At 69.4% G+C, this 10,894-nt stretch carries 12 protein-coding genes; 8 read left to right on the top strand and 4 right to left on the bottom strand.

Annotated features, from left to right (window positions below; genetic code table 11):
- Positions 1–544, bottom strand: a 544-nt coding sequence (locus C3488_RS37705) for a FadR/GntR family transcriptional regulator (RefSeq protein WP_103845361.1), incomplete at its 3' end; no start/stop codon positions are given.
- A 122-nt stretch (positions 545–666) separates the two neighbouring features.
- Here C3488_RS37705 and C3488_RS37700 point away from each other — a divergent pair.
- From C3488_RS37700 to C3488_RS37685, 4 genes are read left to right on the top strand one after another with little or no spacing between them, the layout of a single operon-like run.
- Complete coding sequence (locus C3488_RS37700; protein WP_103845359.1) at positions 667–1,704, top strand: ABC transporter ATP-binding protein; 1,038 nt, start codon at positions 667–669, stop codon at positions 1,702–1,704.
- A 29-nt stretch (positions 1,705–1,733) separates the two neighbouring features.
- Positions 1,734–2,951 carry an ABC transporter substrate-binding protein gene (locus C3488_RS37695; RefSeq protein WP_181139358.1) on the top strand — a complete coding sequence of 406 codons (1,218 nt, stop codon included), beginning with the start codon at positions 1,734–1,736 and terminating at the stop codon, positions 2,949–2,951.
- Between the two features lie 10 nt (positions 2,952–2,961).
- Positions 2,962–3,852 (top strand): ABC transporter permease, encoded by an 891-nt coding sequence (locus tag C3488_RS37690; protein ID WP_103845358.1) that lies wholly within the window; start codon positions 2,962–2,964, stop codon positions 3,850–3,852.
- A gap of 15 nt (positions 3,853–3,867) precedes the next feature.
- Positions 3,868–4,683 carry an ABC transporter permease gene (locus C3488_RS37685; protein ID WP_103845357.1) on the top strand — a complete coding sequence of 272 codons (816 nt, stop codon included), beginning with the start codon at positions 3,868–3,870 and terminating at the stop codon, positions 4,681–4,683.
- Positions 4,684–4,724: 41 nt separating this feature from the next.
- On the opposite strand, the gene C3488_RS37680 is transcribed toward C3488_RS37685, so the two are convergent.
- From C3488_RS37680 to C3488_RS37675, 3 genes are read right to left on the bottom strand one after another with little or no spacing between them, the layout of a single operon-like run.
- Positions 4,725–5,660: a PDR/VanB family oxidoreductase gene (locus C3488_RS37680; RefSeq protein WP_103845356.1), complete on the bottom strand. Its 936-nt coding sequence runs from the start codon at positions 5,658–5,660 to the stop codon at positions 4,725–4,727.
- A complete protein-coding gene (locus C3488_RS40975) occupies positions 5,657–5,833 on the bottom strand; it encodes a hypothetical protein (protein WP_181139357.1) in 177 nt (58 codons plus the stop codon). The genes C3488_RS37680 and C3488_RS40975 overlap by 4 nt, the downstream gene beginning before the upstream one ends.
- Entirely contained in the window at positions 5,830–6,900 is a 1,071-nt protein-coding gene (locus tag C3488_RS37675) for an aromatic ring-hydroxylating dioxygenase subunit alpha (protein WP_181139356.1), read from the bottom strand. The genes C3488_RS40975 and C3488_RS37675 overlap by 4 nt, the downstream gene beginning before the upstream one ends.
- 763 nt (positions 6,901–7,663) lie before the next feature.
- On the opposite strand from C3488_RS37675, the gene C3488_RS37670 reads away from it, so the two are divergent.
- The 4 genes from C3488_RS37670 to C3488_RS37655 all read left to right on the top strand — a co-directional run.
- Positions 7,664–8,560: a TauD/TfdA family dioxygenase gene (locus C3488_RS37670; protein ID WP_103845354.1), complete on the top strand. Its 897-nt coding sequence runs from the start codon at positions 7,664–7,666 to the stop codon at positions 8,558–8,560.
- Positions 8,557–9,450: an ABC transporter permease gene (locus C3488_RS37665; RefSeq protein ID WP_103845353.1), complete on the top strand. Its 894-nt coding sequence runs from the start codon at positions 8,557–8,559 to the stop codon at positions 9,448–9,450. Before C3488_RS37670 ends, C3488_RS37665 begins: the two co-directional genes overlap by 4 nt.
- Positions 9,447–10,178 (top strand): ABC transporter ATP-binding protein, encoded by a 732-nt coding sequence (locus C3488_RS37660; RefSeq protein WP_103845352.1) that lies wholly within the window; start codon positions 9,447–9,449, stop codon positions 10,176–10,178. Before C3488_RS37665 ends, C3488_RS37660 begins: the two co-directional genes overlap by 4 nt.
- 43 nt (positions 10,179–10,221) lie before the next feature.
- The coding region (locus tag C3488_RS37655) for an ABC transporter substrate-binding protein (RefSeq protein WP_146068012.1) at positions 10,222–10,894 on the top strand (673 nt) is incomplete at its 3' end.

Raw genomic sequence — 10,894 nt, 5'->3', positions numbered from 1 at the left:
CGATCTGCTCCCGGGTGAGCCGTGCCGACTGTGCGGCGGCGGCCAGCTCCACGTGGAACCGGCCGTAGAGGCGACTGCGCGCCGCCGCGTCCCCGGCCGCCGCGAACTCCTCCAGGGTGCGCCGCAGGTGCTGAAGGTCGTCCGGTTCGGTGCGCTCGGCCGCGAGCCGGGCGGAGGCACCGGAGACGGCCGCCCAGTGGTCGCCGAGGTCGCGCAGCTCCTCGGTGCTCCAGCCGGCCAGCCGCTGCCGGATCCGCTCCTCGGCCGGGTCCGCGGGCAGCGAGACGAAGCTGCCGCCGCCGCGCCCCCGCCGGGTGGTGACCAGCCCCTGCTGCCGTAGCGCCATCAGCGCCTCCCGCAGGGTCACGGTGGACACGCCGAGCTGCCCGGCCAGCTCCGCCTCCCCGGGCAGCTGCTCCCCGTCGGCGAGCAGCCCCAGCTCGATGGCGTCTCCGAGCCGGCGGACGACCGTCTCGACGCGCGCCCGGGTGTCCACCGGAGCGAACACGGCTCTCCGGGCGGCGCCGTCCCTGTTCTGCTTCACGGCCACCACCTTGTGCGTTGACTCAACCTTTACCTTAAGAGGGTCTTGAGATTTGAACTATGACTTCATATCTTTACGGCCCAGGGTAAGAACGGAAGACTGCTCCAGAAAGGTTCCCGTCCATGGAGGGCAGCGCGATCCGGCTGCAGGGCCTGCGGAAGGAGTTCGGCGGCAGCACCGCCGTGGCCGGGGTCGACCTGGAGATATCCGACGGGGAGTTCTTCTCGATGCTGGGCCCGTCCGGCTCCGGCAAGACGACCGTCCTGCGCATGATCGCGGGCTTCGAGAGCCCCACCTCCGGCACCGTGGAGCTGGCCGGTCAGGACGTCACCGGCCTCGCCCCCTTCGAGCGGGACGTCCACACCGTCTTCCAGGACTACGCGCTCTTCCCGCACATGACCGTCGAGCAGAACGTCGCCTACGGCCTCAAGGTCCGCAAGGTGCCCAAGGCCGAACGACTCCAGCGGGCCCGCGAGGCGCTCGCCGACGTACGCCTCGAAGGCTTCGGCAAGCGGCGGCCGAGCCAGCTCTCCGGCGGCCAGCGGCAGCGGGTCGCACTCGCCCGCGCCCTCGTCGGACGCCCCCGCCTCCTGCTGCTCGACGAGCCGCTCGGCGCCCTCGACCTCAAGCTGCGCGAGCAGATGCAGGTCGAGCTCAAGGCTCTCCAGCGCGAGGTCGGGATCACCTTCGTGTTCGTCACCCACGACCAGGAGGAGGCCCTAACGATGAGCGACCGCATCGCCGTCTTCAACCAGGGCCGCGTCGAACAGGTCGGCACCCCCGCCGAGATCTACGAGCGCCCCGCGACCGCCTTCGTCGCCTCCTTCGTCGGCACCTCGAACCTCTTGCAGGGCGAGGCCGCCGAGCGGGTCACCGGAGCCCCGGGCACATACAGCATCCGCCCCGAGAAGATCCGGGTGCTGAAGGAGTTCTCGCTCGCCGACGAGCCCGAGCACTCCAGCGCAACCGGCACCGTCGCCGAAGTGGTCTACCTCGGCGACGCCACCCGCTTCCTCGTCGACCTCGACGCGGGCGGCCGTCTCACCGCGCTCCAGCAGAACCTGGAGACCTCCTCGGAGGACGTCGCCGCCTACCGGGGCACCCGGGTGCGCCTGACGTGGCACCGCCGCCACGCCGTCCAGGTCCCCGCCGCCCGCTGACCATCCCCCACACCAGGTCACCGTCACGTATGGAGAACGTCGTGCTTCTCACCCGTACCTTGAAAGCCACCGCCGCCGCCGCGGTGCTGCTCGCGGCCACCGCCTGCGGCTCGTCCGGCTCCGGCTCGGGCGGCTCCTCCTCGTCCACCGGCCTCAACCCGCCCGACCTCAAAGCGCAGTCGAAGCTGGGCAAGAACGAGGGACAGGTCAACCTGATCGCCTGGGCCGGCTATGTCGAGGACGGCTCCAACGACCCCAAGGTGAACTGGGTCGGCGACTTCGAGAAGCAGACGGGCTGTCAGGTCCACTCCAAGGTGGCGGCCAGCTCGGACGAGATGGTCAAGCTGATGAAGACCGGTGAGTACGACGCCGTCTCCGCCTCCGGCGACGCCTCCCTGCGCCTGATCGCCTCCGGTGACGCCGCCCCGGTCAACACCGACCTCGTGCCGAACTACAAGGACGTCTTCAGCGACCTGAAGCTGCAGGCCTGGAACTCCGTCAAGGGCAAGGCGTACGGCATCCCGCACGGCCGCGGCGCCAATCTGCTCATGTACAACACGGAGAAGGTCAAGCCCGCGCCGACCTCCTGGTCCGCCGTCTTCGACGACGCCGCCAAGTACAAGGGCCATGTGACGGCGTACGACTCCCCGATCTACATCGCCGACGCGGCGCTGTACCTAAAGGCCACCAAGCCCGAGCTGAAGATCAAGGACCCGTACGCGCTCGACCAGAAGCAGTTCGACGCGGCGGTCGACCTGCTGAAGAAGCAGAACGCGAACATCGGCGAGTACTGGAGCGACTACCTCAAGGAGATCTCCGCCTTCAAGAGCGGCGACTCCGTGGTCGGCACCACCTGGCAGGTCATCGCCAACCTGGCGAAGAGCGAGGGCGCCAAGGTCGGCGCCGTCGTGCCCAAGGAGGGTTCGACCGGCTGGTCCGACACCTGGATGCTCTACTCCAAGGCCAAGCACCCCAACTGCGCCTACCAGTGGATGAACTGGATCATCTCCCCGAAGGTCAACGCTCAGGTCGCCGAGTACTTCGGTGAGGCCCCGGCCAACGCGAAGGCGTGCGAGCAGACCAGCGACAAGAACTTCTGCACCACTTTCCACGCCGCCGACACGGCGTACTGGAAGAACATCGCCTTCTGGAACACGCCCATCGAGCAGTGCCTCGACGGCCGCACGGACGTGAAGTGCGTGCCGTACGCCAAGTGGGTCCAGGCCTGGACCGAGATCAAGGGCTGAGGATCCGACGATGACCGCGACCGCGCAGGCCGCCGGACGGGCCCCCGTCCGGCGGCTCGCCGGGATGCTGCACCGCCGACCGCGGCTGCGGCTGTCCCTGCTGCTCACCGCCCCCCTGCTGTGGCTGGCCGTGCTCTACCTCGGCTCGCTGGCCGCGCTGTTCGTCTCGGCGTTCTGGACGACGAACTCCTTCACCTCCGAGGTGGTGAAGGTCTGGTCGGCCGACAACTTCCACGCTCTGCTGACGACCCCCGTCTTCCGCCAGGTCATCTGGCGCAGCATCGTCGTGGCCCTGTCGGTCACCGCCCTGTGCGCGGTGATCGCCTTCCCGCTCGCCTTCTACACGGCGCGCGTCGCGGGGCCCAGGTGGCGACCGCTGCTGGTCGTCGCCATCCTCACCCCGCTGTGGGCGAGTTACCTGGTCAAGGTGTACGCGTGGCGGCTGATCCTGTCCGAGGGCGGGCTCGCCGACTGGATGCTGAAGCCGTTCGGGCTGAGCGGACCCGGGTTCGGTCTCCCGGCTGCGATCGTCACGCTGACGTACCTGTGGCTGCCGTACATGATCCTGCCCATCCACACGGCACTGGCGCAGCTGCCCGCCAACCTGCTGGACGCCTCCGCCGACCTGGGGGCGCGACCCGGCCGCACCTTCCGTTCGGTCGTCCTGCCGATGGTGCTGCCGTCCGTCGCCGCCGGCTCGGTCTTCACCTTCTCGCTCAGCCTCGGCGACTACATCACCGTGCAGATCGTCGGCGGCAAGACCCAGCTGATCGGCAACCTCGTCTACTCCAACATCGAGCTCAACCTGCCCATGGCCGCCGCGCTGGGCACGGTGCCGGTGGTGGTCATCGTGCTGTACCTGCTGGCGATGCGCCGCACCGGCGCGCTCAGCAGCCTCTAGAACAGGTCCGCTGTCATGCAACTGTCCCGTTCCGCGCGCATCGCGCTGCGCATCGCCGCCGGGCTCGGCTTCGCGGTCGTCTACGTCCCGCTCGCACTCGTCCTGGTCAACTCCTTCAACCCGGACCGCAGCGCGAGCTGGCCCCCGCCCGGGTGGACGTTCCACTGGTGGTCGGTGGCCTGGGAGAACGCGGGCGCCCGCGGCGCGCTGTGGGTCTCGGTGAAGGCGGGCCTCGGCGCCACGGCCATCGCCCTGGTGCTGGGTACGCTCATCGCGTTCGCGGTGGCCCGGCACCGCTTCTTCGGCCGCGGCACCATCTCGTTCGTGGTCGTCCTGCCGATCGCGCTGCCCGGCATCGTCACCGGCATCGCCCTCAACTCGGCGTTCAGCACGGTCCTTCAGCCGCTCGGCGTCGGTCTCGGTCTGTTCACCGTGATCGTCGGGCACGCCACCTTCTGCATCGTCGTCGTCTTCAACAACGTGGTCGCACGGCTGCGCCGCACCTCGGGCTCCTACGAGGAGGCGGCGATGGACCTGGGGGCCGACACGTTCCGCGCCTTCGTCGACGTGACGTTCCCCCTGGTGCGCTCGGCGCTGTTCGCGGGTGGGCTGCTCGCGTTCGCGCTGTCCTTCGACGAGATCGTGGTGACGACGTTCACCGCGGGCCCCGGCATCGAGACCCTGCCGATCTGGATCTTCAACAACATGACACGCCCTCAGCAGGCCCCGGTGGTGAACGTGGTCGCCGCGGTGCTCGTCCTGCTGTCGGTGATCCCGATCTATGTCGCCCAGCGGCTGTCGGCGGACACGGCGACGGAGAGCCGGATCTAGGACCGGGGCCACCGCGGGCCCCGGCCAAGGGGTTCGCGCGGTCAGAGATCGAGCACCAGCCGGGCGCCCCGGCACCGGGAGACGCAGATCATCATCGTCTCGCCGGAGTCCCGTTCCTCGTCCGTCAGCACCGAGTCCCGGTGGTCCGGAGTGCCCTCCAGGACGTCGGTCTCACATGTGCCGCAGGTGCCCTCGGTGCAGGAGTAGAGCACCTCGACGCCGGCGGCGCGCACGGTGTCCAGCACGGACACGTTCGCGGGGACCGTCAGCGTGCGGCCCGAGCGGGAGAGCACGACCTCGAACTCGCTGTCGCCATCGGTCTGTTGCACCTTGGGCTGGAAGCGCTCGACGTGCAGCGCCCCGGACGGGCAGCGCTCCTCCACCGCGTCCAGCAGCGGGCCGGGGCCGCAGCAGTAGACGAGCGTGCCGTCGGGGAGGTCGTCGAGCACCGAGGCGAGGTCCGGCAGTCCGGTCTCGTCCTGCGGGGCTACGGTGACCCGGTCCCCGTAGCGCGACAGCTCCTCGGTGAACGCCATGGACCCGCGGGTGCGGCCCCCGTACAGCAGCGTCCACTCGGCGCCGGCCGCGTCCGCCGCGGCGAGCATCGGCAGAAGGGGGGTGATGCCGATACCGCCCGCGACGAACCGGTAGCGGGCGGAGGGGCGCAGCGGGAAGTGGTTGCGCGGTCCCCGTACCCGGACCTTGTCCCCCTCGCGCACCTGCTCGTGGACGTGCGCCGACCCGCCCCGTCCGTCCAGTTCCCGGAGCACGGCGATCCGCCACGCGTGCCGGTCCGCGGGATCACCGCACAGCGAGTACTGCCGCTCCAGGCCGGGCCCGAGGACGACATCGATGTGGGCGCCCGGCTCCCATGCCGGAAGCTCCTCGCCGAGCGGGTGGCGCAGGGTGAGGGCGAGCACGCCCTCGGCCGCCGACTCGCGGCGGTCGACGACGAGTTCGGCTTCGTACGCGGTCATGTGGTGGTTCCTTGCGGCTCGTGTCCTTCGGGGTGCGCGAGCATCCACTCCCACATCTCCACCGGGTCCTGGGCGGTGTGCTCGGCGCCGCAGTGGCAGGTGCCGTGCAGGATGTCCGTGCCCGGCACCCAGTCGATGCGGTAGATCTCGCCGGTCGTGAAAGGGGTGCTCACTGGACCTTCTCCACGGGCTTCTCGCCCTCCTCGACGAGCCGGGCCAGGATGCGGCGGGCGGCGAGACCGCCGGTGTCGATGTTGATGCTCAGCTCCTGGTAGCCCTGACGCTCGGTGCCGAGGGTCTTCTGCAGCAGGTTGAGCGCGGTGACGTCCTGCATGACGACCGTGTGGTTGTTCCCGCGCAGGAACTCGGTGACCTCGTCGTCGTCCGTCGCCCAGTCGCGTGAGACCGCCCAGAAGTCGTACACCTTGCCGTCGGCGGACGGAGTGATCGCGTACGTGATCTCGGTGTGGAAGCCGTTCGGGTCGCCGCCGTCCGGCTCGGGCAGGACGCCGACCGGTGCGATCCGGCTGTGCAGCAGGTAGAGGCAGGGGGCGTGGTACTCGATGTCCTGCCAGCGGGTGATGCGGCCCTCGATACCGGTGGAGCGGGCGTAGAAGGGCGGGCACTCGGCGTCGTCCATGTGCCGGCTGACCCGCACGATGCCGGCGCCCTCGTCGACCTCGGTGGTGATCGGTGTCTCGGCGACTTCCGGGGTGCCGATGTAACCGCCGTGCAGGTACGTCTCGTGGGACAGGTCGAGGAGGTTGTCGACCAGCAGGCCGTAGTCGCAGTCGATCGGTTCCATGCCGCGGACGGTGACCCAGCCGGGGGAGTCCAGGTGCTTGGCGCGTGGGATGGCCAGCGGGTCGGCGAGCGCCGGGTCGCCGATCCACACCCACACCAGGGAGTCCTGCTCGACCACCGGGTAGGAGGCGACGCGCGCCGTGCGCGGGACGCGCTTCTGGCCCGGCACGTACACACAGGCGCCGGTGGTGTCGTAGGTGAAGCCGTGGTAGCCGCACACGATCCGGTCGCCGTCGAGGCGTGTCGGCTTCTCCGACAGCGGGTAACGGCGGTGCACACAACGGTCGTGGAGGACGACGGGCTTGCCGTCCTCCTCGGTGCGGTAGAGGACGAGCGGCTCACCGAGGATCGTACGGCCGAGCAGGTCGCGCCCGACCTCGTGGCTGTAGGCGGCGACGTACCACTGGTTCCTGGCGAAGGCGGTCATGTGAGGCATGGGGTTCCCGTCCCTGTCGGCGGGGCGTCTTCGCCCCGCGTGCCGTGGTTGGACTCAGAGTCCTGACGGGTGTGGTTGCCGCGCAAGGCGGCTTCTGTCAGGCGGAAGCGTCTCTGTGAAGGAGCTGGTCAGGGCCTTGTCGTGCGTCTTTCTCAGCGCTGGAAGGGGCTGCGGAGTGACGCCGATGGGTGGATCCACAGCTCAAGTGCTGTTGCAAGGTCGTGCCGGGGCGAATCCAGTCGGAATCGGCCCGTCTGCGTGTCCGCAATGCAAGACCTGTCCGGGAAGTCCTTGACCAACCTGGCGGACGTCTGCTGGACTCCCGTTCCATGAACCCGCGCGTGGACCTGACCCGGCGGCGCCACATCGATCTGGCGCACGTCTCCAGCGCGTTTTGTTGTCGCTGATCCGGGAAGTGCTCCCCCGGCGGCGGCCGGTGTGCGCCCATGGCGCGTGACTGGCAGCGGCGGTGTAAAGCCGCCGACACTGCGATGCCTCCCCGCGGGATCGTCGTCTCCACCTCCTGAGGGCTCCCCGTCTCGTCCCCTTCTCGTGTGAGCCAGGAGCCCGTCCGCGCACGCCGACGCAGCCACTGAGAACGCGGCTTCAGCGGTCCTGCGGCCACGTGTTCTTCTCTCCGGTCCGCCCAGGCCGGCGTTCCGCGTGCGGTCGATCAGTCCTGCGCAGTACCGGCCCATTTACCCAACACCCCGATTTCCAGCACTCCTTTGGCGTGCCTCATCTGTCCGGGAGGGACCCCCTCATGCCTCCGTCCATCCGCAAACTCACTGGCCGCATCGGCGCGGTCGTCGAGGGCGTCGACCTCACCGCGCCGCCCGGCCCGTTGACGGTCACGGCGCTGCGTGACGCCCTCAACGAGCACAAGGCGATCGTGTTCGACGACGTGAACCTCGACAATGCCGGTCAGGAGCGTGTGGCCGGGTGGTTCGGCGACCTCACCACCGCTCACCCGAACGTGCCGGCCGCCGACGGTACGACGAACGTGCTCGCCGTCGACAGCGAGACGTCCAAGGCCAACGAGTGGCACACGGACGTCTCCTTCGTGGTCAACCCGCCGCAGGCCACCACGCTGCGGTCGGTCGTGACCACGCCGTACGGCGGCGAGACGCTCATCGCCAACGCCGCCGCGGCGTACCGCGACCTGCCCGAACCGCTGCGCGCCCTCGCGGACTCGCTGCGCGTCGTGCACACCAACCAGTACGACTACGCCCGCCCTTCGGCCACGACGGCGCAGCGGCAGGAGTACGACCGCGTCTTCGTCTCGAAGCCGTACGAGGCCGAGCACCCGGTCGTGCGGGTGCACCCGCTGACGGGTGAACGCGGGCTGTTCATCGGTGGGTTCGCCAAGCGGATCGTCGGTCTGTCGAGCAGTGACTCGGCGGATCTGCTGCGCATCTTCCAGTCGTACGTGACGCGTCCGGAGAACATCCTGCGCTGGACCTGGTCCCCGAACCAGCTGCTGATCTTCGACAACCGGATCACCCAGCACTACGGGGTGGACAACTACGACGACCACCCGCGCCGCCTCAACCGGGTGACGATCGCCGGAGACGTTCCGGTCGGCGTCGACGGCCGCCGCAGCGAGCAACTCGTCGGCGACGCCTCGCACTACAGCAGCGTGCTGGAGGTGGCGGCATGACCGAGCTCAGCCTCAAGGCGTCGGCCGTCACCAAAAGCCCCGACGCCGAGCCGACGGGCGCGTGGGAACGCGAGGTGTTCGTACCGCGCCACGCCCGCCGCCGTACGCCGCTCAGCACACTTCGCGAGCGCCTGCGCTGGCCGCTGGGCATCTACACGACTCCCGTCGTGATCCTCGTCGCCTGGGAGGTACTCGCCCGGGCCGGAGCGGTGTCGAAGACCTACGCTCCGGCACCGACCTCGATCGTGAAGTCCGCCGCCGATTTGTGGCAGCAGGGCGTCCTCGGGCCGGACCTGGCCATCTCGCTGCAGCGGGCCGGCATCGGTCTCGCCATCGGTCTGACGGGGGGCATCGTCACCGGGGTGCTCGGCGGGCTGCTGCGCAGCGGGGAGTACCTGTTCAACGGCCTGGTGCAGGTGCTCAACACGATCCCCCTCCTCGCGGTGCTGCCGCTGATGATCGTGTGGTTCGGCATCGACGAACTCACCAAGGTCCTGCTGATCTCCTTCGGAGCCGGTCTCCCGATGTATCTCAATCTCTTCTCCGCGATCCGGGGCGTCGACCAGCGGCTGATCGAGATGGCACGCACGGCGGGCGCCGGCACCTGGCGCCTGGTGACGCGCGTGCTGGTACCCGGAGCCCTGCCGGGGTTCCTGGTCGGCCTCCGGTTCTCCCTCGCGTACAGCGTCCTGGGACTCGTCGCCGCCGAAACGGTCAACGCCGACAAGGGACTCGGCTTCCTCATCACTCAGGGGCAGACCTATCTCCAGACCAACCAGGTCTTCGTGGGGCTGGTGATCTACTCGCTCCTCGGTCTGCTCGCCGACCAGTTCGTCCGGGCTCTCGAGCGGGTGCTGCTGCGGTGGCGACCCGGTTATGAGGCGTCATGAGCAGCGCAATCGCGACCGAGCCCCGTCGGCATACCGGGGTCGCCGTCGAGCAGGTGGTCCGTCAGTTCGGTGACCGGGTGGTGCTCGACCACCTCGACCTCACCATCGCCGACGAGGAACTGGTGATCCTGCTCGGCCCGTCGGGCTGCGGCAAAAGCACCCTGCTGCGTCTGCTCGCCGGACTCGACCACCCCGACTCAGGGCGCGTGGAGGTTCCGGCACGGCGTGCGATCGTCTTCCAGGCCGACCGGCTGCTGCCGTGGCAGCGGGTCCTGCGCAACGTCACGCTCGGCCTGCGCGGGCCCGACGCGGAACAGCGGGCCCGCGACGTGCTCGCCGAGGTCGGGCTATCGGGCCGTGAGAAGGCGTGGCCCAAGGAGCTCTCCGGCGGCGAGGCCCAGCGGGTGTCGCTCGCGCGAGCACTGGTCTCGGAGCCCGAACTCGTGCTGCTCGACGAGCCGTTCGCGGCCCTCGACGCCATCACCCGGCTGCGCATGCACGACCTCGTGCGAGCGCTGCGGACCAAGCACCACGCCGCCATGCTGCTCGTCACCCACGACGTCGACGAGGCGATCGCCCTGGCGGACCGCATCGTCGTCATGAGCAACGGCCGCATCGGCACCTCGCACGAGGTGCACCTCTCCGCCGCGGAGCGTGAGGCGAGCGTCGCACGTGAGGAACTCCGCGCCCGGCTCTTGGAGGACCTCGGCCTCGCCGGCCAGCACTGACTTCCCCGAACACCCTCACCCAGCACGGAAAGCACGACAACCCATGCGAAAGAGAACCACCAGAATCATCGGTGCCGTCGGCTCGCTTGCCCTGGCGGGCACGCTCGTCGCCTGCGGATCGTCGTCGTCGGACACCGACGCGCCGCTGAGCAACGCCGCCGACACGAGCGACGTCAAGCACCCCGAGTGGAGCAAGTACACCTTCACCGTCGGCGACAACGGCGGTGACGGCAGCCAGGAGCTGGCGAAGATCACCGGCGTGTTCGACAACGCACCCTACAAGGTGAAGTTCGCCCGCTTCACCTACGGCCCGCCGCTCGTGCAGGCCGCCGCCTCGGGCGACATCGACCTCGGCAGCGTCGGCGACGTACCGCCGATCACCGGTGCCGCGAAGGAGTACGGCTTCAAGGTCGTCGCCGTCAACCGCTCGCTCACGCCCGACCAGGCGGTGGAGAACATCATCGTGCCGAAGGGCTCGAAGCTGAAGACGGCCGCCGACCTCAAGGGCAAGAAGATCGCTGTCCCGCAGGGCAGTTCGGCCCACGGTCTGGCCCTGAACGCCCTGAAGAGCGTCGGCCTCACCCCCAAGGACGCCAAGCTGGTCTTCCTCGACCCGGCGGCCGGCGCGACCGCGTTCAACACCGGCAAGGTGGACGCCTGGTCGATCTGGAACCCGCAGTCGGCGATCGCGGTCAAGAACGGCGCACGGATCCTGG

The sequence above is a fragment of the Streptomyces sp. Ru72 genome, from assembly GCF_002920635.1.
In the GTDB taxonomy this organism is placed as follows: Bacteria; Actinomycetota; Actinomycetes; order Streptomycetales; family Streptomycetaceae; genus Streptomyces.
The sequence above is the reverse complement of the archived record's forward strand: the minus strand, read 5'-3'. Positions and strand labels throughout refer to the sequence as shown.